Origin of the sequence: Micromonospora sp. AMSO12t (assembly GCF_008806585.1) — a bacterium.
Lineage (GTDB): Bacteria > Actinomycetota > Actinomycetes > Mycobacteriales > Micromonosporaceae > Micromonospora > Micromonospora reichwaldensis.
In genome coordinates this window covers 1-25,283 of the sequence record NZ_WAAS01000056.1, presented here as the reverse complement: position 1 = coordinate 25,283, position 25,283 = coordinate 1, and the positions used below count along the sequence as shown (strand labels likewise).

The following is a 25,283-nucleotide window of genomic DNA, read 5'->3' as shown; positions in this document are numbered from 1 at the left end:
CCACCATGCAGGTGCTCTACACCGCGTCCGCCCGGGCCACCGGGGACGGTCGGGACGGCCACGTCGGCACCTCCGACGGCACCGTCGAGCTCGACCTGGCCGTGCCGAAGGAGATGGGTGGCGCCGGCGGCGCCGCCAACCCCGAGCAGCTCTTCGCGGCCGGCTACGCCGCCTGCTTCCACTCGGCGCTGCGCCTGGTCGCCCGCAAGGCGAAGGTCGACGTCTCCGGCTCGGTCGTCGAGGCCGAGGTCGGCATCGGCGCCAACGGCAGCGGCGGCTTCGGGTTGGCCGTCACCCTTCTGGTCGACCTCCCGGCTGTCGAGCGGGCCGCCGCCGAGCAGGTCGTCGAGCAGGCCCACCAGGTCTGCCCGTACTCGAACGCCACCCGCGGCAACGTCGAGGTCACCCTCACCGTGCGCGAGGCGCTGTGAGCACCCGCAACCGGGAGATCCACCTGGCCGCCCGCCCGCAGGGCTGGCCGACCGTGGACAACTTCCGGCTCGTCGAGACCGAGGTGCCCACCCCTGGCCCGGGCCAGGTCGTGGTCCGCAACCGGTACATGTCGGTCGACCCGTACATGCGGGGGCGGATGAACGACGTCAGGTCGTACGTGCCGCCGTTCGCGCTCGACGCCCCGCTGGACGGTGGGGCGGTCGGCGAGGTGGTGGCCAGCGAGGCCGAGGGCCTCCAGCCCGGCGACACCGTGCTGCACGGCCTCGGCTGGCGCGAGTACGCACTGCTCGACGCGCGGGCCGCCCGGAAGGTCGACCCCGACCTCGCCCCGGTCAGCGCCTACCTGAGCGTGCTCGGCATGACCGGCCTGACCGCGTACGCCGGGCTGCTGGACGTCGCCGGGATGAAGGCGGGGGAGACCGTCTTCGTCTCCGCCGCCGCCGGCGCGGTGGGCAGCCTGGTCGGCCAGATCGCCAAGCTGCGGGGCGCGGCGCGCGTAATCGGCAGCGCGGGCTCGGCGGCCAAGGTCGAGCGGCTGCGCGCGCTGGGCTTCGACGCCGCGTTCGACTACCACGACGGGCCGGTGCGCGACTCGCTGAAGGCTGCCGCCCCGGACGGCGTCGACGTCTACTTCGACAACGTCGGCGGCGACCACCTGGAGGCGGCGATCTCCGCGATGAAGGTGCACGGCCGGGCCGCGATCTGCGGCATGATCGCGCAGTACAACGACACCGAGCCCCCGGCCGCACCGCGCAACCTGGCGCTGGTCATCGGCAAGCGGCTCACCCTGCGCGGCTTCCTGGTCGGAGACCACGGCCACCTGCGCGACGAGTTCGTGCGCGAGATGGCCGGCTGGCTGCGCGACGGCAGGGTCTCGTACGACGAGACGGTCGTCGACGGCATCGAGAACGCCCCGGAGGCGTTCCTCGGCCTGCTGCGCGGCGAGAACCTGGGCAAGATGCTCGTCCGGGTGTGAGCGAGGCCGCTTCTCCGGCGTGGGGGACCCCCGTCGACCGCGGTGACCGGCCGTACCGGCCGGTCACCGCCGGTGCCGGGAGGGATAGGCTCGCGGCATGACGGTGGCGGTGCGGGTCATCCCGTGTCTCGACGTGGACGCCGGTCGGGTGGTCAAGGGGGTCAACTTCCTCGACCTGCGCGACGCCGGCGACCCGGTGGAACTGGCGGCGGCGTACGACCGGGCCGGCGCGGACGAGCTGACCTTCCTCGACGTCACCGCCTCCTCCAGTGACCGGGGCACGATGCTCGACGTGGTCCGCCGCACGGCGGAGTCGGTCTTCATCCCGCTGACCGTCGGCGGTGGCGTCCGGCAGGTCGCCGACGTCGACACCCTGCTGCGCGCCGGCGCGGACAAGGTCGGGGTGAACACCGCCGCCATCGCCCGCCCCGAGCTGATCGCCGAGATCGCCGACCGCTTCGGCCGGCAGGTGCTGGTGCTTTCGCTCGACGTGCGGCGGGCACCCGGCAGCGGCACGCCCAGCGGTTTCGAGGTGACCACCCACGGCGGTCGGCGCGGCACCGGGCTGGACGCGGTCGAGTGGGCCCGGCGCGGCGCCGAGCTGGGCGCGGGCGAGATCCTGCTGAACTCGATGGACGCCGACGGCACCAAGACCGGCTTCGACCTCGAACTCATCGGCGCGGTGCGCCGGGTGGTGGACGTGCCGGTGGTGGCCAGCGGCGGCGCGGGCGAGGTGGCGCACTTCGCACCGGCGATCGGCGCCGGCGCCGACGCGGTGCTCGCCGCCAGCGTCTTCCACTTCGGCGAGCTGACCGTCGCCGAGGTCAAGGACGCGCTGCGCGGGGCCGGGCACCCCGTCCGCTGACCGCCCGCGCGATCCGTCCGGCCGGCGTGATCCGGCCGGTCCGTCCGGCCGGCGTGATCCGGCCGGTCCCTCCGGCCTGCCCGGCCCGTCGGTGCCCGCTCAGTCGCGGCGGGACCGGTTCTCGGGGGAGCGCCGGGGTGCCGGGATCGAGCGCACCACGTACTCCTGGACGGCGGCGGCGTGGTCGGCCTCGTCCAGGTGCCAGTCGGCGCTGACGGGGGCGTGCCGCCGGAGCAGGACGCCCTGCACGGTGTCCACCGTGGTGGCCAGCCCGGCGTTCGGCCTGGTGCGCCAGAGGCGCTCACCGTCGGTGGTGATCCGGAACCAGCCGTCGGTGACGCTGACCAGCCCCGCCCCGACGAGGCGACGGACCGCAGCCTCCACCTCGTGCCGCTCGGGGATCGCCTGGTTGAGATGGTCGGCGGTGGAGATCACGTCGGCGAGGCGTACGCCCTCGGGGCGGCGGCTGCTCGCCGCGCGGCGGTGCCGTCCCGCCCCGCTGGCGATCACCACCGAGACGAAGATCCAGGCATCGGTCCAGCGCCATCCGTTCTCCCCCATGCGAGGATTCTGCCGGGCGTGGCGTCCGAAGGGAACACCCGGCGTCCGGGTCGCGTCAGGTGGCGGGGAGCGGCGCCACCGGGCCCGGGGCGGGGTCCTGCGGCCCGGGGACCGTGAACAGCGGCAGGAAGACCTGGGTCAGCGGGCCGATGCCCAGCGCGTAGGCGATCGTGCCGACGCCCACCGTCCCGCCGAGCAGCCAGCCCAGCGCCAGCACCGTGACCTCGATGACGGTGCGGACGAGCCGGATCGAGCGGCCGGGCCGGCGGGCGACGTAGCCGGTCATCAGGCCGTCGCGGGGACCGGGTCCGAGGCGGGCGCCGAGGTAGAGACCCGTGGCCGCCCCGTTGGCCACGATGCCGGCGACCAGCATCCCGGCCCGTACGCCCAGCGACCCGCCGGCCGGCATCAGCGCGAGTGTCGCGTCGACCACCAGCCCGACCACCAGCGCGTTGCTGACCGTGCCGAGGCCGGGGCGCTGGCGCAGCGGTATCCAGAGCAGCAGCACCAGCACGCCCACCGCGATGGTGACGGTGCCGATGGAGAGGCCGGTCAGCTCGGACAGGCCCTGGTGGAACACGTTCCACGGGTCCAGGCCCAGCTCCGAGTTGATCATAAGAGCCATGCTGACGCCGTAGAGGACGAGGCCCGCGTAGAGCTGGCTCAGCCGCCGCGCGGGACGATGTCGGAGATTGCCAATCGGTGTCACCCATGCCACGCTAAAGGCCAATTGGCGCAGCGTAAGAGCCAATCCGGGAGGAGTGGCCATGACGAGTCAGGTTCGGGGTGTCCAATTGGCCCGGCTCCTCGGTCAGTGGCATGCGCTTCCCGGCCGCCGGCGCAGCCCCGACTACGCCGCCCTCGCCGGTGCCGTACGCGGCCTGCTCGCCGACGGCCGGCTACCGCTGGGCGTGCGGCTGCCCGCCGAGCGGGAGCTGGCCGAGGCGCTGAAGATCAGCCGGACCACGGTCACGGCGGCGTACCGGGAGCTGCGGGAGAGCGGGCACCTCGCCAGCCGGCGGGGTGCGGGCAGCTGGACGATGCTCCCGGGCACCCACCGGGTGGCGAGCACCGGGCTCTGGACCCCGCTGGACGACCGCGACATGATCGACCTCGGGGTCGCCGCGCTCGCCGCGCCGCCCGAGCTGCTGCCGGCCGCCCGCGCGGCGGCCGAGGACCTGCCCCGCTACCTGGGCGGCGCCGGCTACCACCCGACCGGGATCATCGAGCTGCGCGAGGCGGTGGCCCGCGCGTACACCGACCGGGGCCTGCCCACCTCACCTGACCAGATCATGGTCACCAACGGCACCCAGCACGCCCTCGACCTGGTGCTCCGGCTGGCCCTCGCCCCCGGCGGCAACGTGCTGGTCGAGGCGCCCAGCTATCCGAACGCGCTGGCCGCGCTGGCCGCCCGCCGGGCCCGGATCACCACCCACGGCCTGGCCGTCGAGGAGCCCGGGTGGGACGCCGACCTGCTGCTCGGCGCCCTCCGGCAGGCCCGGCCCAAGCTGGCGTACCTGATCCCGGACTTCCAGAACCCGACCGGTCACCTGATGCCGGCCGCGCTGCGCGAGCGGGTGGTGGCCACCGCGCACGCCGTCGGCACCGACCTGGTCGTCGACGAGTCCTTCGTGGACCTGCCGCTGGACGGGACGGTGCTGCCCCCGCCCACCGCCAGCTTCGACCGGCACTCCCGGGTGATCACCATCGGCGGCATGAGCAAGCCGTTCTGGGGCGGCCTGCGGATCGGCTGGGTCCGCGCCTCCGCCCCGCAGGTGCAGCGGCTCGCCGCCGCCCGCGTCGGCGTCGACATGGCCAGCCCGGTCCTGGACCAGCTGGTCGCGGTCCACCTGCTCGCCGACGCGCCGGGCATCGTCGCCGCCCGGCAGGCCCAGCTCACCGTCCAGCGCGACGCGCTGCTCGCCGCGCTCGCGCAGCGCCTGCCCGAGTGGCGGGTCACCGTCCCGCACGGCGGGGTGACCCTCTGGGCCGAACTCGACGGGCCGATCTCCAGCGCGCTGGCCCGGGCCGCCGAGGAGGTCGGCGTACGCCTGGCGCCCGGTCCCCGGTTCGGCCTGGACGGCACGCTGGAGCGCTTCCTGCGGCTGCCGTTCACCCTGCCGGCCGCCGACCTGGTCGAGGCGGTCGGCCGCATCGCCGCCGTCCGCTACGACCTGGACCGGGGCGGCCGGTCGCAGTGGCGGGAACCGGCGGTCATCGCCTGAGGGTCGGGCCGGCGTGCCGGCCGGAACGGGCCGCCGGGTCGGTCAATCGCGCCTGCGCCCCGCCGCGGGGCTGGGAGACTGCGCAGGTGGAGGACGTTCGGGGGGCGCGGTGGCCGCGCGGGATCCTGCCGAGCGCACCGGGCTCCCGCACCACCCGGCTCGAACTCTTCTACGACCTCGTCTTCGTCTTCGCCTTCCTCAACGTCACCACGGTGACGGCCAACAACCCGACCCCGCGCGGACTGGTCCAGCTCCTGGTGGTGCTCGCCCTGCTGTGGTGGTGCTGGAGCGGCTTCGCCGCGCTGGGCAACGTGGTCCGCACCGACCAGGGGTTCGCGCCGCTGGTCGGGTTCGTCGTTTCCGCCGCCGTCTTCGTGCTCGCGCTGAGCCTGCCGAAGGCGTTCGTCGACCGCCCCGGCGGGCTGCCCGGCCCGGTGGTCTTCGCCGTCTGCTACTTCCTGGTCCGCGCGACCCAGGTGACGGTCTTCCTCTGGGCCGTCCGCTCCGACCGGGAGGTGCGCCGGCGGATGCCCGTGCTGGCCCTGCCGTTCCTGCTGGCGACGGGCCTCATCCTGACCGCCGCGCTGGTGCCGCAGCGCCTCCTCGACGGCCGCGCCGAGATGATGCTGCGGCTGGTGCTGTGGCTCGCCGCGCTCGGCGTCGAGTACGGCTCCGGCCTGGCCCAGCACCGCGCGGGCTGGACGGTGCTCTCGGCGGGGCACTGGGCCGAACGGCACGCGCTGATCATCATGGTGGCGCTCGGCGAGTCGATCATCGCGTTGGGGATCGGGCCCGGCCCCACCCCCGCCCTGCCGCTGACCTGGCCGGTGATCATCGCGGCGCTGCTCGGCATCGCGGTGGTCGCGGCACTGTGGTGGGCGTACTTCGACACCCTCGCCCTGGCCATGGAGCAGGTGCTGCACCGCACCCGGGAACGGCGTACCCGCGCCGGGCTGGCCCGGGACGTGTACACCTACCTGCACCTGCCGTTGATCACGGGCGTGATCCTGTTCGCCCTGGGCCTCAAGGGGCTGATCCACGAGGGCGCCGACCCGACGACCCCGAGCTGGGGGGTGCCGCTGCCCGGCTTCGACATGCTGGCCCTCTTCGGCGGGGTCGCGCTCTACCTGCTCACGCTGATCCTGCTCGGTAGCCGGATGCTGGGCGCGGCGCGCTGGCCGTCGATCTGCGGGGTCCTGCTGCTCGTCGCGCTGACCCCGGTGGCCGGGCAACTGCCGGAACTGGTCGCCCTGGCCATGCTGGCGGTGGCCGCCGTGCTGACGGTCGCGGTGCAGACGGTCGTCGACGCCCCGCGGCGGCGGCGCGTGCGGCAGGTGGCGCTGGAGGAACAGCTCGCCTCCGAGGCCGAGCAGACGCGGTGGCGGGGCCACCACCTGTGAGACGGCGCCCCGCCCGTCCGACGTCGGCGACCCCGTACGGAACGTGGGGCCGCCGACGTCGCGGGCTCAGAGCTCGGCCAGCGTGCCCGCGTACATCTTCTCGATCTCGCCGGCGAAGTTGCTCTCCACGCCGCGGCGCTTGATCTTGAGCGACGGGGTGATCTCGCCGTCCTCGATGGTCAGGTCGCGCGGCAGGATGGCGACCTTCTTGATCGTCTCCCAGCGGTTGAGCTTGGCGTTGAGCTCGGCCACGTACCCCTCGACCATGGCCTTCGCCTCCGGCGAGGTGACGATCTCGGTGTAGTCGCGGCCCTCCAGGGGAGTGCCGGCGGCCCAGCCCTTGATCGCCTCCGGGTCCAGCGTGACCAGCATCGTGCAGTAGTTGCGGGCCTGGCCGATCACCACCGCCTGGGAGGTGTACGGGCAGGTCGCCTTGAACATCCCCTCGATGTGCGAGGGCGCGATGTACTTGCCGCCCGAGGTCTTGACCAGGTCCTTCTTCCGGTCGGTGATCTTCAGGTAGCCGTCGGAGTCCAGGGTGCCGATGTCACCGGTGCGGAAGAAACCGTCCTCGGTGAACGCGGCGGCGGTCTCCTCGGGCAGGTTGTGGTAGCCGCGCATCACCGGCCGGCCGCGCACCAGGATCTCGCCGTCGGTGTCGATCCGGCACTCCAGGTCGCCCATCGCCTTGCCGACGGTGCCGATCCGCAGCCCGACCGGCGGGTTGACGAAGTTGCCGGCGCTGGTCTCGGTGAGGCCGTAGCCCTCGGAGATCGGCAGGTTCGCCGCGGCGAAGAAGGTGGCGATCTCCGGGCTGAGCGGGGCGGCGCCGGAGACGAGCACCCGGATCCGGCCGCCGAGGCGGGCCTGGAGCTTGCTGAACACCAGCTTCTCGGCCACCGTGTACTTCAGCTTCAGCCCCGTCGGGAGCGGCCGGCCGGCCTGCTCCAGGGCGACCTTCTCCTTGCCGACCCGGACGCCCCAGCCGAAGATCTTCGCCTTCGCGCCGCCGCCGGCCTGCGCGGTGGTCACCGCCTTGTTGTAGACCTTCTCGAAGACCCGGGGCGCGCCGCACATCAGCGTCGGCCGGATCACCGAGAGCAGCTCGACCAGCTTGTCGACCCGGCCGTCGACGTACGTCGGCAGGCCCACGTGGATCGCCCCGCAGAGCAGGGTCTTGCCGAACGAGTGGGACAGCGGGAGCCAGAGGTACTGCAGGTCGTCGTCGCGGAGCAGCCCCACCTCGACCTGCGCCACGCCCTCCCAGCACCAGCCGCCGTGCAGCAGCTCGACGCCCTTCGGGCGCCCGGTGGTGCCGGAGGTGTAGATCAGCGTGGCCAGGTGCTCGGGACCGATCCCGGCGACCAGCATGTCGATCAGGTCGGGCTCGGCGGCCAGCGCCTGGGTGCCCTGCTCCTCCAACTCGGCGAGGGTGAGCTGGGGGACGGCGGCGGCCGGGTCGGCGGCGCCGTCGAAGAGCACGACGTGGGTCAGCGCCGGCAGCTCGGCACCGGCGATCTTGGCGGCCTGTGCCGGGTTCTCGGCGAACAGCACCCGCGAGCCGGAGTCGGCGATGATGTAGGTCGCGTCGTCGGGCTCCGTGGTGGGGTAGACGGTGGTGGTCGCGCCGCCGGCGCACATGATGCCGAGGTCGGCGATCACCCAGTCGAGCCGGGTGTTCGCCAGGATCGCGACCGGATCCTCCAGGCCGACACCGAGGCCGTGCAGCCCGGCGGCGACCGCCTTGGCGCGACGGGCCATCTGCTCCCAGGTCAGCCACACCGGCCCGGAGTCGTCGGGGGCCGGGTGGGCGAAGGCGTCGCGGTCGGGGGACGCCGCCACGCGCTTGAGGAACATGTCGGGGATGGAACGGTACGGTACATCGAGAGCCATCGCTGTAGCCGCCTTCGGGGGTGGAGACGTGACCACGGTCACGTCGGCGTTCGTTACCGAAGGGTATTGCCTGCGCCCGGGCATCGGCTAGCCCTGTGGATCACGGCTGGGCCACGTCTCGGAGGATGGACGCCCGGCTCAGGCGTACCGGGCCGCCTCCAGCGACCAGTCGTAGGTGGCCCGGATCCAGTTGCGCCGCGCGGTGAGGGCCGGCCGCAGGCCGTCGTCACCGGTGGCGAGCAGCGCCGCCTCCGTCGTCAGGTACGCCGAGAGGCCCTCGTTGAACCGGTCGGCCGCCGCCCGCAGGGCCGACGACTCGTCACCGGCCGCCCGCCCCGCGGCGATCACCGCGACCAGATTGTGCACGTCCGGCTGCGCGAGGTGCTCCTTGCCGTACGAGAAGACGTCGTTGCACCAGCAGACCAGGTCGGCGGCGAGCAGGTCGAGCGCGACCAGCGACGGCTCGGCGCGGTGGGTCGCGTCCGGCAGCGCCCCGGCGGCCAGCTCCGTGAGGGTGAAGCTGGGGTGGACCCCTCCGGTGTGCCGGCGCATCTGGACGTACTCGGCCAGCCCCGGCGCCCGCCCGTGCTCCCGGTTCGCCGCCTCCCAGAGCAGGGCCAGCAGATACTCCCGCACCTCGCCGACGAAGCGCAGCAGCGCCACGGGCCCGCCGGCGGCGTGGGCCCGCCGGCACAGGTCGCCCAGCGCCTCGCCGAGCGGCCCGGCCATGGTCTCCGTCTCGGTCGCCGGGGCGTCGGCCCGTCCCCCGTGGCCGTCCAGCACGTCCAGCAGGGCGGCGACGGTCGGCGCCAGCCGGGTGGGGGAGTCGCCGAGGCCGTCCTCGTCGCAGGCGTCGTCCATCACGAACAGCCAGGAGACCAGGTCGGTCAGCAGCCGCAGCCCCTCCACCGGGCCCTCCGGGCAGGCCCGCCCGGCCAGCCCGGCGGCGTCGGCCCGGCGCAGCCGGTGCAGCCGGTGCCCGTTAGCGATCAGCCCGTGGCCGAGCGCCCACTCGGTGCTCTCCCGCGCCACCCGTGCGGTGGCGTCGTGCTGGCGCGCGGGAAAGGGGGGTTCCCGTAGCGCCGAGACCGCGAAGGTCCGCATGGTGCCCCCTGTCGCGCCGCCCCACGGCGGGACGGCGCGGGACAGCGTACGGGAGCAGGGATCGGTCGCTATCGTTGGGTAACCGCTTTTCCGGATTGTGCTGTGACCGTTAACGCGCAGTGCGTCACATGCCCAGGTTGGCGCCCCGGAGCCGCTCGGCCGGTGCCGCCGGCCCGTCGATCTGCACCCGGGACACCCGCTGCCGGCCGCTGAGGAACAGGGCCAGCTCGCCCGGCGCCCCCACCACCCGAACGGGTTCGCCGCCCCGGCCGACGGAAAGCTCCCCGTAGCCGGGCGCCTGGACGAAGACGTCCGCGGGGAACCGGCGCAGCGCCAGCCGGGCCAGCCCGGTGCACCGCTTCCAGAGCGCCGCGTTCAGCCCCGCCCCCAGGTCGCGGGGGAGCCAGCCCGGGCTGGCGCGGCGCACGTCCTCGTGGTGGATGAAGAACTCCAGCGTGTTGGCCAGCTCGTCGGTGAGCGGGTTGCTGACCGGGCTCCACACCGGCGGCCGGCGCACCTCTTCGAGGAGGCGTGGCCAGGGGCGCGCGGCGACGCGCAGGCGCACCCGCTCGGCGTAGCCGCGCAGCGGCGGGAGCACGATGCCGCCGGCGGCGTCGGGCCGGCGTTCGCGCAGCACCAGGTGGGCGGCGAGGTCGCGGGTGGTCCATCCCTCGTTGACCGTCGGCGCGTCCGGTCCGAGCGTCTGCATCAGGTCGACGAGCGCCTCGCGCTCCGTTCGGGCGTACCGCGGCATGCCCCGATCGTAGGCGCGCCCGGCCCACTCGGCGCGCTGAGCGGGCCGGGCGGCCGTGACGGTGGACATAGCGGTCCGGGGCGGCGGAGCTGGCTCGGACCGGTAAGGATGAGGAGGATAGGTGCGGCTTACGGCGGGGGAGAGCGTGGCGAGCAGGACAAGTCGGGACGTGCTGGTGCGGGGGCTGGCCGTCCTCGGGCGGGCGATCCGGGAGCAGCCGCGCATCTTCGCGGTCGCGGTGAGCGGCAGTGTGCTCTTCGGCGCCATGACGGTGGCCAGCGCCTACGTGGTGGGTGCCGTGGTCGGCGACGTGGTGGTGCCGGCGATCGAGCGTGGCGAGGTCGGGGTCGGCGGGCTGGCCCTGGCGGCCGTCGCGCTGTTCGGCATCAGCGTGCTGCGGGTGGCCGGCATCTTCGGCCGCCGGCTCGGCGCGGGTTACATGCAGTACCGCCTCCAGGCCGCCTACCGGCGCCGGGTCACCCGCCGCTACCTGGAGCTGCCGCTGTCCTGGCACCACCGCAACGCCACCGGCACGTTGCTGTCCAACGCCAACTCCGACGTCGAGGCCGCCTGGTACCCGATCGCCCCGCTGCCGTTCGCGGTCGGCACCCTGGTGATGCTGGTCGGCGCGGTGGCGTCGCTCTTCGCCACCGACTGGGCGCTGGCCCTGGTCGGCGTCGCGGTCTTCCCGGCGCTCTTCGCGCTCAACGTCGCCTACTCGCGCCGGATGGCCCCCCGCCAGGCCCGGGCCCAGCGGCTGCGCGCCGAGGTCAGCGGCATCGCGCACGAGAGCTTCGACGGTGCCCTGGTCGTCAAGACGATGGGCCGGGAGGCGCAGGAGACCGACCGGTTCGCCGCCCGCGCGGGAGAGCTGCGCGACTCGCTGGTGGCGGTCGGGCGGCTGCGCGGCGTCTTCGACCCGCTGCTGGAGGCCCTGCCGAGCCTCGGCACCCTCGCCGTGCTGGTGGTCGGCGCGATCCGGCTGCAACAGGGCGCGATCAGCGTCGCCGAGCTGATCAGCGTCGCCTTCCTCTTCACGGTGCTGGCGTTCCCCGTCCGGGCCATCGGCTGGGTGCTGGCCGAGCTGCCGCGCAGCGTCGCCGGCTGGGACCGGGTCCGCCGGGTGCTCGACGCGACCGGCGAGATGGCGTACGGCGACACGGCGCTCGGCGTGACGGACCCCCGCCCGGCCACCCTCGCGTTCGCGGGCGTCCGGTTCGGCTACGAGCCTGCCGAGGCGCACCTGCCCGGCACGGAGGTGCTCGGCGACGTCTCCTTCACCGTGCCCGCCGGGAAGACCGTCGCCCTGGTCGGGCCGACCGGCTCCGGCAAGTCGACGATCGCCGCGCTGGCCGTGCGGCTGGTCGACCCGCTGGCCGGCACGGTGTGCGTGGACGGGGTGGACGTCCGCCGGCTCACCGCCGCCTCGCTGGCGGGCACCGCCGCGCTGGTCGCCCAGGTGCCGTTCGTCTTCGACGACACGGTGCGGGCCAACGTGACCCTGGACCGGCCGGGCATCGGCGACGACGACGTCTGGGCCGCGCTGCGGCTGGCCGAGGCGGACGGCTTCGTCGCGGCCCTGCCCGACGGTCTCGACACGAGGGTCGGCGAGCGGGGCACCTCGCTCTCCGGCGGCCAGCGGCAGCGGCTCACCCTGGCCCGCGCGCTCGCCGGCCGGCCGCGCCTGCTGGTCCTCGACGACGCGACCAGCGCCGTCGACCCCCGCGTGGAGGCGGCCATCCTGGCGGGGCTGCGCTCCTCGGCGGGGCAGGCCGGCGCGCCGGCGGCGTCGATCCTGGTGGTCGCCTACCGGCGGGCCACCATCGCGCTGGCCGACGAGGTGGTCTACCTGGAACAGGGCCGGGTGCTCGCCCGCGGCCCGCACACCGAGCTGCTGGCCACGGTGCCGGGCTACGCCGACCTGGTCACCGCCTACGAGCAGGCCGAGGTCGACCACGCGAAGGACGAGACGTACGACGAGGTCGCCCCGCTGACGTCGGGCCTGGAAATCGAGGTGGACCGGTGAGCGCGAGGAGTGCAGCGCAGCGGAGCCCCGCAGTCGCGAACGAAAGGCAAGCCCGGTGACCACTGCCACGGACACGCGGAAGGCCGAGGCCGAGGCCGTCGACGTTCCGGAGACGACCGAGACGACGTGGCAGACGCTGCGCCGCGGTCTGGCGCTCTCCCCGGAGCTGCGGGTCGGCCTGGCCGGCACGCTCGGCCTGGCCCTGGTCTACATGGTCGGCCGGGCGGCCGTCCCGGTGGCGGTGCAGCAGGGCATCGACAACGGCATCGTCGGCGGCCTGGACCTGGGCGTGGTCTGGACGGTGGTCGCCGCCACCGTCGCGGTGCTGGTGGTGACCACGATCTGCGGCTACCTGATGATGCGCCGGCTCTTCACGGTCAGCGAGACCGCGCTGGCCAACGTGCGGATCCGGGCGTTCCGGCACGTGCACGACCTGTCGATGCTGCACCAGCAGTCGGAGCGGCGCGGTTCGCTTGTCTCCCGGGTGACCAGCGACGTCGACCAGATCACCCAGTTCCTCCAGTGGGGCGGCGTGATCCTGGTGATCAACCTCGGTCAGCTGGCGGTCACCACGCTTGTCATGTTCGCGTACTCCTGGCAGCTGACCCTGGTGGTCTTCGCCGCCTTCCTGCCCGCGGTGTTCGTGATCCGGCGGCTCCAGCGCCGCCTCGCCGGGGCGTACGGGGTGGTCCGGCAGCGGACAGGCACGCTGCTCGGCGCGATCGGGGAGAGCGTGGTCGGCGCGCCGGTGATCCGGGCCTACGGGATCGCCGGCCGGACGGCCCGCCGGCTCGACGAGGCGATCGACGGCCAGCGTCGGGCCCAGCAGCGGGCGATCAGGATCAGCATCATGGGCAGCTCGGTCGGGGAGCTGGCGGCCGGCCTGGCGCTGGCCGGCGTGGTGGTGCTCGGGGTGACCCTCGGCGCCGACCGCACCCTGAGCATCGGCGAGGTGACCGCCTTCCTCTTCCTGGTCACGCTCTTCATCCAGCCGGTGCAGATCGCCACCGAGGTGCTCAACGAGGCGCAGAACGCCATCGCGGGCTGGCGCCGGGTGCTGGACGTGCTGGACGTCGAGCCGGACGTCGCCGACCCGGGCGAGCAGGGGCGCGAGCTGCCGTCCGGCCCGCTGGACATCCGCTTCGCGGGGGTGCGCTTCGCGTACCCGGGGGGTCCGCCCGTGCTGCACGACGTCAGCCTGGAGATCCCGGCGAAGAGCCGGGTGGCGGTGGTGGGGGAGACGGGCAGCGGCAAGACCACCTTCGCCAAGCTGCTCACCCGCCTGATGGACCCGACCGCCGGCCAGGTGCTGCTCTCCGGCGTGCCGCTGGAGCGGGTCCGGTTCGGCTCGCTGCGCTCGCGGGTGGTGATGGTGCCGCAGGACGGCTTCCTCTTCGACGCCACGGTGGCGGAGAACGTCCGCTTCGCCCGCCCGGAGCTGACGGACGCGCAGCTCTCGGCGGCCTTCACCGAGCTGGGGCTGGCGGACTGGCTGGACGGGCTTCCGTCGGGCCTGCACACGCCGGTGGGGGAGCGCGGCGAGGCGCTGAGCGTGGGGGAGCGCCAGCTGGTGGCGCTGGCCCGCGCGTACGTGGCCGACCCGGACCTGCTGGTGCTGGACGAGGCGACCAGCGCGGTCGACCCGGCCACGGAGGTGCGGCTGCAACGCACCCTGGACGCGGTGACCCGGGGGCGCACCACCCTCGCGATCGCGCACCGGCTCTCCACGGCGCAGGCCGCCGACGAGGTGATCGTGGTGGACAAGGGCCGGATCGTGCAGCGCGGTCCGCACGACGAGCTGGTCCGCGACCCGGAGTCGGTCTACGGCCTGCTCTACGCCTCCTGGCTGGAGCAGACCCGCTGAGCCATCCCGCTGAGCCGTTCCGGCGCGGGCGTCGGGCCCGTGCGGCGCGCGGCCCGGCGGTGTACCGGGCCGCGCGGTGGTCAGCGGGAGTAGAACTCCACCACCAGCTGCTCGTCGCAGATCACCGGCACCTCGTGCCGGGCGGGCTCGCGCAGCAACGTGGTCCGCAGCTCGGCCAGCTCCACCGACAGGTACGGCTGGCCGGGTCCCTCGGTGGCGTTGGCGCCCGCGGCGGCGAGCTGGAACGGCAGGGTCGTGCGGCTGCGTTCGCGGACGGCCACCACCTGTCCCGGACGCAGCCGGTACGACGGCCGGTCGACCTTGCGCCCGTCGACGGTGAAGTGGCCGTGCGCGACGAGCTGCCGGGCCTGGTAGATGCTGCGGGTCAGGCCGGCCCGGTGCACCACCGCGTCGAGCCGTCGCTCCAGGAGCGCGACCAGGCTCTCGCCGGTCTTGCCCGCGCTCCGGGCGGCCTCGTCGAAGGCGCGCCGTAGCTGGGTCTCGCTGACGTTGTACTGGTGGCGCAGGCGCTGCTTCTCCAGCAGTCGCACCTGGTAGTCCGAGGTCTTGCGGCGCTGCCGGCCGTGCACTCCGGGCGGGAAGGGGCGCCGCTCGAAGTACCGCACGCACTTGCGGGTGAGGGGGATGCCGAGGGCGCGGGAGAGGCGGGCCTTGGGCCTGGGTTGGTTCACGCTGGACGTCTCCGATCCGGTGCTCTAGTCTCCGAGTTAGGTAAGGCTAACCTACGAAGGAGTCGTTCATGCGGCCCAGCCCGGCGGAGATCGTCCGCACCCTCGTCGCGGGCCGGCTGCCCGGCATCGCCCACGTCGCGCACCGGCCCGGCCCGCACCAGGTCCGGCACGTGACCGATCCGGACGGTCGGGTGCTACTGCTGGTGCCGGTCGTCAGCGACCTCGCCGCCGCGCTGCGCCCCGCCGACGGCGACTCCGAGGTCGCGCTGGTGCTGGACGTGCTGGACCTGCCGCCCGCCGCCGGCGCGCCGAGCCTCGGCCGGGCCTGGGTCTCCGGCTGGGCGGCCCGGCTGGACGGCGACGAGGAGCGCCGCGCCGCGCTGGACTTCGCGGCCGTGGAGCCGGCCGGTGACCTGCTCGACGTCGGCACCCGGTTCCGGCTGCACCGCTTCGAGGTGGTCGAGGCCCGCTGGGAACGCGGCGACACCGTCCGCCGCATCGACCCCGAGGCGTACGCCGAGGCGGAGCCCGACCCGCTGCACGCCGTCGAGGCCGAGCTGCTGGCCGACCTCGCCGACCACCACGCCGCCGAGGTGGCCGGGTACCTGCGCCGCCAGCTCGGCCTCGCCGACGGCGGCATCGACACCGCGCCCCGGGTGGTCCGGATCGACCGGTACGGCCTGCTGGTCGTCCACGGCCGGCCCGGCGCCCGCCGCCGCGTCCGGCTGGCGTTCCCGCGTCCGCTGGACTGCCAGGCGGAGCTGACCCGGCTCCTGCATCCGCTGGTCTGCCGGCACGCCCCGTCCCGGCACGCCGACCACGCCTGACCGGGCGCCGTCGCCCGGCCGTCCGGTCAGCCGGCGAAGACCTCGGCGAGATCGCCCGTCAGGTAGCGCTGCACGGTGGGGCCGACCGCCGCGACGAGGGTCTCCGGGGCGGCCGAGGCGACCGGTTCCAGCCGGACCACGTGCCGCATCACGGCCAGCCCGATCAGCTGGCTGGCCACCAGTGAGCCGCGCAGCGGCAGCTCGGCCGGGTCGACGTCGAGCTGGTCGAGGATCCTGCGCAGCACCTGGGTGACCAGGAACTCCCGCAGCAGCCGGGCGGTCCACTCGTTGCTCACCGCCGAGCGCAGCAGGGCCACGCCGGCGGTGCCGGCCGGGGAGTCCCAGACGCCGAGGAAGGTGCGCACCAGCCGCTCCCCGAGACCCGCGCGGTCGCCCGCGAGCACCCTCGGCAGCAGCTCGGCCGGGTCGACCGGCGCGTGCATCGCGGCCAGGAAGAGCCGGTCCTTGCTGCCGAAGTAGTGGTGCACCAGCGCCGGGTCCACCTGCGCGGCGGCGGCGACGGCCCGGATCGAGGCCCCGTCGAAGCCCCGCTCGGCGAAGGCGGCGCGGGCCGCGTCGAGGATGGCCTGCCGGGTGTCCGGGTTGCCGGGTCGTCGTCCGGTCCGCCGCGCCATCGTCGCCCTTCGCTCCACCGTCGTCCCGCCGCCGGCCGCGTCGCGGCCCGCCGGTCGGGTCGGCGGCTCAGCCGCTGCGCCGCCGGAGGGTGGCCGCGGCGAGCACCAGCGCCAGCGCCGCCGCGCCGGCGACCACCGCCACGTCCCGCCACATCGTGCCGGTCGGCTCCGCGTGGGCGCCGACCTCCTGGAGCGCCTCGACGGCGTACGACAGGGGCAGCACGTCGCTGACCGCCTGCAACCAGCCCGCCATCTCGCCCCGGGGCACGAAGAGCCCGCAGAGCAGCAACTGGGGCACGACCACGACCGGCATGAACTGTACGGCCTGGAACTCGGTGCGGGCGAAGGCGCTGCAGAACAGCCCGAGGGCGACGGCGAGCACGGCGTTCAGCGCGGCGACCAGCACCACCAGCCCGCTGTGTCCGGCGGTCTCCAGCCCGAAGACGCCGTACGCGACCACGGACGCGACGACCGCCTGGACCACCGCGGCCAGCCCGAACGCGATGCCGTAGCCGAAGAGCAGGTCGAGCTTGCCCAGCGGGGTGGTGAGCAGCCGCTCCAGCGTGCCCGTGGTGCGCTCGCGCAGCATCGCGATGCTGGTCACCAGGAACATGATCACGAAGGGGAAGAAGCCGAGCATCACCAGGGCGACCCGGTCGAAGGTCGACGGCTGCCCCGGCGGGGCGGGCTGGTCGACGTACATGGCGTGGACCAGGGCGAGCAGCACCGACGGGACCACCAGCAGCAGCGCCACGGTGCGCCGGTCGTGCCGCAGTTGGCGCAGGATGCGGCCGGTGGTGGCGGCCAGGATCCGGGGGTTCACGACGCCTCCCGTCCGGCGGCGCCCGCCCTGATCAACCGCAGGAACGCCTCGTCCAGGTCGTCGGTGCCGGCGGCGGCGCGGACCGCGTCGGGGGTGTCGTCGGCGATCAGCCGCCCCTCGCGGATCAGCAGCAGCCGGTCGCAGCGGGCCGCCTCGTCCATGACGTGGCTGGAGACCAGCAGGGTGGTGCCGGCGGCGGCCATGGCGTGGAACCGGGCCCACAGGTCGGCCCGCAGCACCGGGTCCTGGCCGACGGTCGGTTCGTCGAGGACGAGCAGTTCCGGCTCCCCGACCAGGGCGCAGGCCAGCGACGCCCGGCTGCGCTGCCCGCCGGAGAGGGTGCCGACCAGTTGGCCGGCGGCCGAGGCGAGCCCGACCTCGGCGACCGCCCGGTCGGCTTCGGCCCGCCCCCGGCCGTGCAGGGCGGCGAAGTAGCGCGCGTTCTCGCGCACCGTCAGGTCGGCGTAGACGCTGGGCGCCTGGGTGAGGTAGCCGACGCGGCGGCGCAGCTCCGGCGACCCGGCGGGGCGCCCCAGCACGGTCACCGAGCCGGCGCCGACCACCTGCACGCCGACCACCGCCCGCAGCAGTGTGGTCTTGCCGCTGCCGCTCGGGCCGAGCAGCCCGGTGACCGAACCGCGCGGCACGTCCGCGCTGACGCCGTGCAGCACCCGCCGCCCGCCCCGCTCGACGACCAGGTCGCGTACGGCGATCGCCTCGTCCACCGGCGCCTCCCGGGGAAACTCATCATCCGTTGAACTCGACGCTAACGGAGACGCCCGCCGGGCCGCAACGGTCGACCCCGGTCCACCCGCACGGACCCCCGGCGCGGCGGGGAGATCGGTCGGGCATTAGCCTTCGGACCCGGACAGCGGGTCCGCCAACGGGCATCAGGCGTACCATCGGGCATTGCGCCCTGATCGGACGTACGGCACGATGGCGCCGTGGGTCACGCTGCGTCACCGGACGAGAGGTTCCTCGGCGAATGGGCGGCCCGGTTGCGGGCCGGTGCCGAGCAGCCCGTGGTGGGCATCATGCTGCGCGGCAGCCACGCCCGGCGGGCCGCCACCGCACACAGCGACGTCGACGTCGACGTGCTGCTCGACGGCGCCCCGTACGCCGCCCGCCGGGCGTTCCTGGCCGAGCACGGGGGCCGGCTGACCCACGTCTCGGTGGCCGCCCGCGACGTGAACTCCTGGCTGACCCGCCTCGGCGAGCCCGCCGAATGGGCGTTCGGGCTGCCGGTGACGGCGCCGGTCCGGCTGCTGTGGGCGGACCCGCACTGGCGGCCCCGGATCGACCTGCCGGTGCTCTGCCACCCCGCCGGCGAGCCGCAGCTGGAGGAGCTGATCGCGACGCTCGGTAAGGTGGCCGGCGCGCGGGACGCCGACGACCACCTCGGCGTCCGGCTGGCCGCCGCCGATCTGGCCCGGCTCTGCCCGTCGGTCCTGCGGCTGGCCAACCCCACGGTCCGGGTGACGTCCCGGCGGGCGGCCTTCGCCGCCGCCCTCGACCTGCCGGTGGCGCCCCCGCACTACCGGGAGGACCTGCTGCTCTGCCTCGGCCTGCGGCCCGGCTCCGTCGGCCAGCTCTGCGCCGCCGCGGCCCGCCTCGTCACCGGCGTCCTGCCGCTGGTCCGCCCGTACGCCGCCGAGGTCGCGCGGGCCGCCGGCGGGGACCTGGCCGACGCCCTGACCGACGGCCGGCTGGACCGCTACGTCGACCAGCTGACCCGGCCCGCCCACCGGCCGCCGCGGCCCCGGCGGGAGCCGTCACCCGTGCCCGCCCCGCGTGCGGGACAATGGGTCACTGTGCCCGTACCTGACGCGCCCGTGACCGGCGCCCACCCCAGTCCGCAGGAGCCCGCGGCCGACGGCGCGGTCCGTCCGTCCCGGCTCGACCCGGCCATCGCCGCCCGGCTGCGCCGCACCCCCGACGGCCTGGTGGCCGCCGTGGTGCGCCAGCACGACTCGGGTGAGGTGCTGATGGTCGCCTGGATGGACGACGAGGCGCTGCACCGCACCCTGACCACCGGCCGGGCCACCTACTGGTCGCGCAGCCGCCAGGAGTACTGGGTCAAGGGCGCCACCTCGGGGCACCACCAGTACGTCCGCGCGGTGGCGCTGGACTGCGACGGCGACGCGCTGCTGGTCGACGTCGACCAGGTCGGCGCGGCCTGCCACACGGGGCACCGCACCTGCTTCTTCACCGAACTGCCGGTCGGCGGGGACGGGGCGGGTGCCCGGTGAGCGCGCAGCGGATCACGCCCGGCGGCTCCCGCACCGACGGCGCGGTCAGCCCCGACCTCGCCACCTTCGCCGAGCTGGCCGCCCGCTGGCGGGTCGTGCCGGTCACCCGCCGGCTGCTCGCCGACGCGGAGACCCCCGTCGGCGTCTACCGCAAGCTCGCCGGCGGCCCGGGGACGTTCCTGCTGGAGTCGGCCGAGCAGGGCGTCGGCTCGGCCGGCCTGGCCTGGTCGCGCTACTCGTTCATCGGCGTACGCAGCAGCGCCACGCTGACCGAGCGGGACGGCGCGGCGGTGTGGACGGGCCATCCACCGGCCGGCCTGCCCACCTCCGGCGACCCGGTCCAGGTGCTGCGCGAGACCGTCGAGGCGCTCGCCGGCCCGGCGTTCGACGCGGCCAGCGGCATGCCCCCGCTGACCGGCGGCATGGTCGGCTACCTGGGCTACGAGCTGATCCGGCGCTTCGAGCGGCTGCCCGAGCTGACCGAGGACGACCTGGGCGTGCCCGAGCTGGGCATGATGCTCGCCACCGACCTGGTGGTCCTCGACCACTACGACGGCTCGGCGATCCTCGTCGCCAACGCGATCCTGCCGCCGCTGGCCGAGCCGGACCGGGACGCCCAGGTCACGGCGGCCTACCACCACGCGGTCGGGCGGCTCGACGCGATGACCACCGCGCTGTCGCGGCCGATCCCGCCGATGGTCTCGACCGTCGGGCGGCCCCCGGCGGGCGAGGTGCGCAGCCGTACGCCCGAGGGCGGCTACCCGAAGGCCGTCGAGGCGGCCAAGGAGGCGATCCGGGCCGGCGAGTGCTTCCAGATCGTGCTGGCCCAGCGGTTCGAGCGGGACACGCACGCCGACCCGCTGGACGTCTACCGCGTGCTGCGCACGACGAACCCCAGCCCGTACATGTACCTGCTGCGCTTCGACGGCTTCGACATCGTCGGCTCCTCGCCGGAGGCGCACCTGAAGGTGACCAGCGACGCCGAGGGGCGGCAGCGGGCGCTGCTGCACCCGATCGCCGGCACCCGGCCGCGCGGCGGCACCCCCGAGGCCGACGCCCGCCTCGCCGCGGAGCTGCTCGCCGACCCGAAGGAGCGCGCCGAGCACGTGATGCTGGTCGACCTGGGGCGCAACGACCTGGGCCGGGTCTGCCGCCCGGGCACGGTGGAGGTGCCGGAGTTCGCCACCATCGAGCGCTACAGCCACGTCATGCACATCGTCTCGACCGTGGTCGGCACGCTGCGCGAGGACCGTACGGCCTTCGACGCGCTGGCCGCGACCTTCCCCGCCGGCACCCTCTCCGGCGCGCCCAAGGTGCGGGCCATGGAGATCATCGAGGAGCTGGAACCGGTCCGGCGCGGCATCTACGGCGGCACCGTGGGCTACTTCGGCTTCGGCGGTGACCTGGACATGGCGATCGCGATCCGCACCGCGCTGATGCGCGACGGCAGGGCGTACGTGCAGGCCGGGGCGGGGGTGGTGGCCGACTCCGACCCGGCAGCCGAGGACCAGGAGACCCGGAACAAGGCCGCGGCCGTGCTCGCCGCCATCGCCGCCGCCGAGACCCTCCGGCCCGCCCGATGACGGCCGCCGAGCCGGGGACGACTCCGGCCGCCGACGCGGGCGGGGGCGCGCGGTCCGGCACGCACCGGCGCGAGCTGACGTACGCCGTGCTGCTCTGCGTGGCCGGCGCGGGCCTGGCGCTGTGGGCGTCGACCCGCACCTGGGCGGTCGAGCTGACCACCCGGCCCACCCCGCTGCCGCCGGTACGCGACGCCCGCACGGGCGCCGGCCTGCTGCCCTGGCTGCCGGCGCTGGCCCTGGTCGGGCTGGCCGGCGGCGGGGCCGTGCTCGCCACCCGGGGACGGGCGCGGCGGCTGCTGGGCGGGCTGCTGTGCGTGCTCGGCGCGGCCGTGGCGGCCGGCGGCGGCTACGGCCTGGTCGCGGCGTTCGAGGGCGAGGTCGCCCGGCAGTGGCCGGCGCTCTGCCTGCTCGGCGGGGTGCTCGCCACGGCGGGCGGGCTGCTGACGGCGCTGCGGGGGCGGCACTGGCCGGCGATGGGCGCCCGCTACGAGCGGCGGCCCGCGGGCGACGCCGCGCCCGCCGCCCGCGGCGAGGGCGACCGGGTCACCGGCCGGCACACCACCGAGGCGTGGGACGCGCTGGACCGGGGCGAGGACCCGACGGTCAGCTGACCGGCTGGTGCTCGCGGGCGGCGGCCCGGGCCGCCGCCAGCTCCGCCACCAGGCGGTCCAGCTCGGCCCGCTGCTCGGCCCGGGCCCGGTCGGCGCAGACCGCCTCCCAGGCGTTGCCCCGCGCGGTTCGCATGCGGGCCTCGCCCACCACGGCGCGCTCGAGGGTGTGGACCACGCCGACGGCGAGCGATGCGACCGTGCGCGAGACGGTCGTCAGTCCGATGGGCTGGTGCGGCTCGACAGTGCTCATGATCACCCCGCGAGGATCGTTGGTGACGGTGGGGCAGGCGCGTCATCGAGTCTGCCCGAGGACGATGCTGGCTGGTTCACGTTTCGCCGTGGTGACCGACACGTCAACACTGCGCGCAGGGCCGCCACCAGGCAAAGGGCCGTTCGGCCTTGAGGTAGGTCACACCATCGACCGGCGTCCGCGGCGGTCGCCGGGCCGGGCGGCCGGCCGTGCCCTCAGATAGGATCACGTCGATGACCGGGGGTGGGGGCGGGAATGGTCGGGTGTCTTTCGTCGCTGGGTGCGGTCGCCCTGCGTGACATTCCGTTCACCGGAGGTCGGCCATTATGCCCCAGCCCATCTCGTGAGGCACGCCATACCCCCGGCGGCCGTCGCCAGGTGGCGCCCCCTAGCATCGGCCCATGACACCCGGAGAGGGGAGTCCGTTGGTGACTGCTGAGCATGCGCACGCGGAGGGGGACGACGCCGGTACGGCAGCGTCCGTAGGCGTGCTCGACGAGATCCTGGCCGGCGTGCGCGAGGACGTCGCCCGGCGCCAGGAGCAGGTTCCGCTGGAGCGGATCCGCGAACTGGCCGCCGCCGCGCCGCCGCCGCTCGACGCGTACGCGGCCCTGCGCAAGCCGGGCGTCGCGGTGATCGCCGAGGTGAAGCGCTCGTCGCCGTCCAAGGGGCGGCTGGCCGAGATCGCCGACCCGGCCGACCTGGCCGGCGACTACGCCGCCGGCGGGGCGCGGGCGATCAGCGTGCTCACCGAGGGCCGCTGGTTCGGCGGCTCGCTCGACGACCTGGCCGCCGTCCGCGCCGCCGTCCGCATCCCGGTGCTGCGCAAGGACTTCGTCGTCTCCAGCTACCAGGTGCACGAGGCCCGCGCGCACGGTGCCGACCTGGTGCTGCTGATCGTCGCCGCGCTGGAGCAGAACGCCCTCGTCGGCCTGCTGGAGCGGATCGAGTCGCTGGGCATGACCGCGCTGGTCGAGGTCCACGACGAGGAGGAGGCCGACCGCGCCCTGGAGGCCGGCGCCCAGGTCATCGGGGTCAACGCCCGCAACCTGCGTACCCTTGAGGTCGACCGCTCGGTGTTCGAGCGGATCGCGCCCGGCCTGCCCAGCAGCGTCGTCAAGATCGCCGAGTCGGGGGTGCGCGGCCCGCACGACCTCATCCGGTACGCCTCGGCCGGCGCCGACGCGGTCCTGGTCGGCGAGGGTCTGGTCACCCAGAAGAGCCCCCGCGAGGCGGTGGCCGAGCTGGTCAACGCCGGCAACCACCCGGCCACGCCCCGCCCGGTGCGCTGACCTCGCGCCGGTTCGTCAGCACCGAGAGGACGATCCCATGAGCGAGCGAATCTTCAGGCTCAGTGCGGAGTTGCCTCATGGCGGCACGGAGCGAAGCGGAGTGCCGGCATGAGCGAGCGGAGCGAGCGAGTCATCAGGCTCAGTGCGGAGTTGCCTCATGGCGGCACGGAGCGAAGCGGAGTGCCGGCATGAGCGCCGACGTGACGGCCGCCGCGGCCGGTCCGCTGCCTGACTCCGCCGGTCACTTCGGCCGGTTCGGCGGCCGGTTCGTACCGGAGGCACTGGTCGCGGCGCTCGACGAGCTGGACGCGGCGCACCGCGCGGCGATGGCCGACGAGTCGTTCCGGGCCGAGTTCGGCGCCCTGCTGCGCGACTACGCCGGCACTCCCTCGCTGCTCTACGCGGCGGAGCGGTTCTCCGCCAAGCTGGGCGCGCGGGTGCTGCTCAAGCGGGAGGACCTCAACCACACGGGGGCGCACAAGGTGCGCAACGTGCTCGGCCAGGCCCTGCTGACCAGGCGGATGGGCAAGCGCCGGGTGATCGCGGAGACCGGGGCCGGCCAGCACGGCGTCGCCACCGCCACCGCCGCCGCCCTGTTCGATCTCGACTGCGTGGTCTACATGGGCGAGGTCGACACCGAGCGGCAGGCGCTCAACGTGGCCCGGATGCGGATGCTCGGTGCCACCGTCGTCCCCGTCACCAACGGCTCGCGCACCCTCAAGGACGCGATGAACGAGGCGATGCGCGACTGGGTCGCCAACGTCGACGACACCCACTACCTGATCGGCACCGCCGCCGGGCCGCACCCCTTCCCGGCGATGGTCCGCGACTTCGTCCGGGGCATCGGCGACGAGGCGCGCCAGCAGTGCCTGGACCTGACTGGCGCGCTGCCGGACGCCGTCACCGCCTGCGTCGGCGGCGGCTCCAACGCGCTGGGCATCTTCCACGCCTTCGTCGGCGACCCCGACGTGCGGCTCTACGGCTTCGAGGCCGGCGGCGACGGGGTGGAGACCGGCCGGCACGCGGCCAGCATCACCGGCGGGTCCGCCGGGGTGCTGCACGGCACCCGGACGTACGTGCTCCAGGACGCCGACGGGCAGACGTGCGAGTCGCACTCGATCTCCGCCGGGCTGGACTACCCGGGCGTCGGGCCGGAGCACGCCTGGCTGCACGACAGCGGCCGGGCGACGTACCTGCCGGTCACCGACGAGGAGGCGATGGCGGCGTTCGAGTTGCTCTGCCGCACCGAGGGCATCATCCCGGCGATCGAGAGCGCGCACGCGCTCGCCGGCACCCTGAAGATCGCGCCGAAGCTCACCGCCGAGCTGGGCCGGGAGCCGACGATCGTGGTCAACCTCTCCGGCCGGGGCGACAAGGACGTGCACACCGCCGGCGACTACTTCGGCATCCTCGACAAGGAGCAGTGAGAACGTGAGCCGGATCGGGGTGGCCTTCGACAAGGCCCGCGCCGACGGGCGGGCCGTGCTGGTCGGCTGCATGCCGGCCGGCTTCCCGACCGTCGAGGGCAGCATCGCCGCGATGACCGCGATGGTCGAGGCCGGCGTCGACGTCATCGAGGTGGAGATCCCGTACTCGGATCCGGTGATGGACGGCCCGGTGATCCAGAAGGCCAGCGACATCGCCCTCGCCGGCGGCGTACGCACCCGCGACACGCTGCGCGTCATCGAGGCCGTCGCGGCCACCGGGGCGCCCGTGGTCACCATGACCTACTGGAACCCGGTCGAGCGCTACGGCGTCGACGCCTTCGCCCGGGACCTCGCCTCGGCCGGGGGCACCGGGCTGGTCACCCCGGACCTGATCCCGGAGGAGGCCGGCGAGTGGCTCGCCGCCTCGGACGCGTACGGGCTGGACCGCACCTTCCTGGTCTCGCCGTCCTCGACCGACGCGCGGCTGGCGATGACCGTCGAGCACTGCCGGGGCTTCGTCTACGCCACCGCGATCATGGGCGTCACCGGCGCCCGGGCGAAGACCTCCGACGCGGCCCCGATCCTGGTCTCCCGCACGCGGGAGGTCACCGACCTGCCGATCGGCGTCGGGCTGGGCGTCGGCACGGGCGCGCAGGCCGGCACGGTCGCCGGCTACGCCGACGGCGTCATCGTCGGCAGCGCGCTGATCCGGTGCCTGCTCGACGCGCCCGACGAGAAGTCCGGGCTGGCCGCCCTGCGCGCGCTGAGCGCGG

24 protein-coding genes and 1 pseudogene are annotated in these 25,283 nt (G+C 74.7%); 15 read left to right on the top strand and 10 right to left on the bottom strand.

Features of this window, described 5'->3' with window-relative positions; translation table 11 throughout:
- Positions 1-5: 5 nt before the first annotated feature.
- The 3 genes from F6X68_RS11610 to hisF all read left to right on the top strand — a co-directional run bounded on the left by F6X68_RS11610 (position 6) and on the right by hisF (position 2,294).
- A complete protein-coding gene (locus tag F6X68_RS11610; protein ID WP_151454291.1) occupies positions 6-431 on the top strand; it encodes an organic hydroperoxide resistance protein in 426 nt (141 codons plus the stop codon).
- Positions 428-1,429, top strand: coding sequence for an NADP-dependent oxidoreductase (locus tag F6X68_RS11605; RefSeq protein WP_151454277.1), 1,002 nt, complete (start codon positions 428-430; stop codon positions 1,427-1,429). The genes F6X68_RS11610 and F6X68_RS11605 overlap by 4 nt, the downstream gene beginning before the upstream one ends.
- Positions 1,430-1,526: 97 nt before the next feature.
- Positions 1,527-2,294 (top strand): imidazole glycerol phosphate synthase subunit HisF, encoded by a 768-nt coding sequence (gene hisF / locus F6X68_RS11600; protein ID WP_151454276.1) that lies wholly within the window; start codon positions 1,527-1,529, stop codon positions 2,292-2,294.
- Between the two features lie 99 nt (positions 2,295-2,393).
- On the opposite strand, the gene F6X68_RS11595 is transcribed toward hisF, so the two are convergent.
- A complete protein-coding gene (locus F6X68_RS11595; protein ID WP_151454275.1) occupies positions 2,394-2,855 on the bottom strand; it encodes a hypothetical protein in 462 nt (153 codons plus the stop codon).
- A gap of 55 nt (positions 2,856-2,910) precedes the next feature.
- Positions 2,911-3,564, bottom strand: a complete 654-nt coding sequence (locus tag F6X68_RS11590; protein WP_132236350.1) for a YitT family protein — start codon at positions 3,562-3,564, stop codon at positions 2,911-2,913.
- 58 nt (positions 3,565-3,622) lie between these two features.
- Between F6X68_RS11590 and F6X68_RS11585 the strand changes: the two genes are divergently transcribed.
- Together F6X68_RS11585 and F6X68_RS11580 are read left to right on the top strand one after the other, a co-directional pair.
- A complete protein-coding gene (locus F6X68_RS11585) occupies positions 3,623-5,080 on the top strand; it encodes a PLP-dependent aminotransferase family protein (protein WP_151454274.1) in 1,458 nt (485 codons plus the stop codon).
- 86 nt (positions 5,081-5,166) lie between these two features.
- Entirely contained in the window at positions 5,167-6,480 is a 1,314-nt protein-coding gene (locus F6X68_RS11580) for a low temperature requirement protein A (protein ID WP_225852150.1), read from the top strand.
- Between the two features lie 66 nt (positions 6,481-6,546).
- Here the strand turns inward: F6X68_RS11580 and F6X68_RS11575 are convergent, their stop codons facing one another.
- The 3 genes from F6X68_RS11575 to F6X68_RS11565 form a co-directional block, all read right to left on the bottom strand.
- Complete coding sequence (locus tag F6X68_RS11575) at positions 6,547-8,373, bottom strand: long-chain fatty acid--CoA ligase (RefSeq protein ID WP_151454272.1); 1,827 nt, start codon at positions 8,371-8,373, stop codon at positions 6,547-6,549.
- 138 nt (positions 8,374-8,511) lie between these two features.
- A complete protein-coding gene (locus F6X68_RS11570) occupies positions 8,512-9,477 on the bottom strand; it encodes a terpene synthase (RefSeq protein ID WP_151454271.1) in 966 nt (321 codons plus the stop codon).
- 124 nt (positions 9,478-9,601) lie between these two features.
- The gene (locus F6X68_RS11565) at positions 9,602-10,231 is read right to left on the bottom strand and encodes a TIGR03085 family metal-binding protein (protein ID WP_151454270.1); all 630 of its coding nucleotides are present in this window, start codon (positions 10,229-10,231) and stop codon (positions 9,602-9,604) included.
- 145 nt (positions 10,232-10,376) lie between these two features.
- Here F6X68_RS11565 and F6X68_RS11560 point away from each other — a divergent pair, with 145 nt between their 5' ends.
- Together F6X68_RS11560 and F6X68_RS11555 are read left to right on the top strand one after the other, a co-directional pair.
- The gene (locus F6X68_RS11560) at positions 10,377-12,257 is read left to right on the top strand and encodes an ABC transporter ATP-binding protein (protein ID WP_151454290.1); all 1,881 of its coding nucleotides are present in this window, start codon (positions 10,377-10,379) and stop codon (positions 12,255-12,257) included.
- A gap of 136 nt (positions 12,258-12,393) precedes the next feature.
- Positions 12,394-14,121 carry an ABC transporter ATP-binding protein gene (locus F6X68_RS11555; protein WP_151454289.1) on the top strand — a complete coding sequence of 576 codons (1,728 nt, stop codon included), beginning with the start codon at positions 12,394-12,396 and terminating at the stop codon, positions 14,119-14,121.
- 80 nt (positions 14,122-14,201) lie between these two features.
- On the opposite strand, the gene rpsD is transcribed toward F6X68_RS11555, so the two are convergent.
- Positions 14,202-14,813, bottom strand: coding sequence for a 30S ribosomal protein S4 (gene rpsD, locus F6X68_RS11550; protein WP_151454269.1), 612 nt, complete (start codon positions 14,811-14,813; stop codon positions 14,202-14,204).
- Between the two features lie 68 nt (positions 14,814-14,881).
- On the opposite strand from rpsD, the gene F6X68_RS11545 reads away from it, so the two are divergent.
- Positions 14,882-15,640 (top strand): DUF2470 domain-containing protein, encoded by a 759-nt coding sequence (locus F6X68_RS11545; protein WP_151454268.1) that lies wholly within the window; start codon positions 14,882-14,884, stop codon positions 15,638-15,640.
- 26 nt (positions 15,641-15,666) lie between these two features.
- Here F6X68_RS11545 and F6X68_RS11540 read toward each other — a convergent pair whose 3' ends face one another.
- The 3 genes from F6X68_RS11540 to F6X68_RS11530 all read right to left on the bottom strand — a co-directional run bounded on the left by F6X68_RS11540 (position 15,667) and on the right by F6X68_RS11530 (position 17,823).
- Positions 15,667-16,275: a TetR family transcriptional regulator gene (locus tag F6X68_RS11540; protein WP_151454267.1), complete on the bottom strand. Its 609-nt coding sequence runs from the start codon at positions 16,273-16,275 to the stop codon at positions 15,667-15,669.
- Between the two features lie 67 nt (positions 16,276-16,342).
- Positions 16,343-17,098 carry an ABC transporter permease gene (locus F6X68_RS11535; RefSeq protein ID WP_151454266.1) on the bottom strand — a complete coding sequence of 252 codons (756 nt, stop codon included), beginning with the start codon at positions 17,096-17,098 and terminating at the stop codon, positions 16,343-16,345.
- The gene (locus tag F6X68_RS11530) at positions 17,095-17,823 is read right to left on the bottom strand and encodes an ABC transporter ATP-binding protein (RefSeq protein WP_151454265.1); all 729 of its coding nucleotides are present in this window, start codon (positions 17,821-17,823) and stop codon (positions 17,095-17,097) included. Before F6X68_RS11530 ends, F6X68_RS11535 begins: the two co-directional genes overlap by 4 nt.
- A gap of 309 nt (positions 17,824-18,132) precedes the next feature.
- On the opposite strand from F6X68_RS11530, the pseudogene F6X68_RS34185 reads away from it, so the two are divergent.
- From F6X68_RS34185 to F6X68_RS11515, 4 genes and pseudogenes are all read left to right on the top strand, one after another.
- A pseudogene (locus F6X68_RS34185) lies at positions 18,133-18,729 on the top strand (phosphoribosyl-AMP cyclohydrolase); the annotation flags it as partial.
- Positions 18,730-18,909: 180 nt separating this feature from the next.
- Entirely contained in the window at positions 18,910-19,347 is a 438-nt protein-coding gene (gene hisI, locus F6X68_RS34180) for a phosphoribosyl-AMP cyclohydrolase (protein WP_151454288.1), read from the top strand.
- Complete coding sequence (locus F6X68_RS11520) at positions 19,344-20,930, top strand: anthranilate synthase component I (RefSeq protein ID WP_225852149.1); 1,587 nt, start codon at positions 19,344-19,346, stop codon at positions 20,928-20,930. Before hisI ends, F6X68_RS11520 begins: the two co-directional genes overlap by 4 nt.
- On the top strand, positions 20,927-21,541 hold the full coding sequence (locus F6X68_RS11515; RefSeq protein ID WP_151454264.1) for a Trp biosynthesis-associated membrane protein: 615 nt from the start codon (positions 20,927-20,929) through the stop codon (positions 21,539-21,541). The genes F6X68_RS11520 and F6X68_RS11515 overlap by 4 nt, the downstream gene beginning before the upstream one ends.
- Here the strand turns inward: F6X68_RS11515 and F6X68_RS11510 are convergent.
- The gene (locus F6X68_RS11510) at positions 21,534-21,791 is read right to left on the bottom strand and encodes a hypothetical protein (protein WP_151454286.1); all 258 of its coding nucleotides are present in this window, start codon (positions 21,789-21,791) and stop codon (positions 21,534-21,536) included. The genes F6X68_RS11515 and F6X68_RS11510 overlap by 8 nt on opposite strands.
- 488 nt (positions 21,792-22,279) lie before the next feature.
- Between F6X68_RS11510 and trpC the strand changes: the two genes are divergently transcribed.
- The 3 genes from trpC to trpA all read left to right on the top strand — a co-directional run.
- Positions 22,280-23,083 (top strand): indole-3-glycerol phosphate synthase TrpC, encoded by an 804-nt coding sequence (gene trpC / locus F6X68_RS11505; RefSeq protein ID WP_192581374.1) that lies wholly within the window; start codon positions 22,280-22,282, stop codon positions 23,081-23,083.
- A gap of 188 nt (positions 23,084-23,271) precedes the next feature.
- The gene (trpB, locus tag F6X68_RS11500) at positions 23,272-24,510 is read left to right on the top strand and encodes a tryptophan synthase subunit beta (RefSeq protein ID WP_151454262.1); all 1,239 of its coding nucleotides are present in this window, start codon (positions 23,272-23,274) and stop codon (positions 24,508-24,510) included.
- 4 nt (positions 24,511-24,514) lie between these two features.
- On the top strand, positions 24,515-25,283 hold a 769-nt coding region (trpA, locus tag F6X68_RS11495), incomplete at its 3' end, for a tryptophan synthase subunit alpha (RefSeq protein ID WP_151454261.1).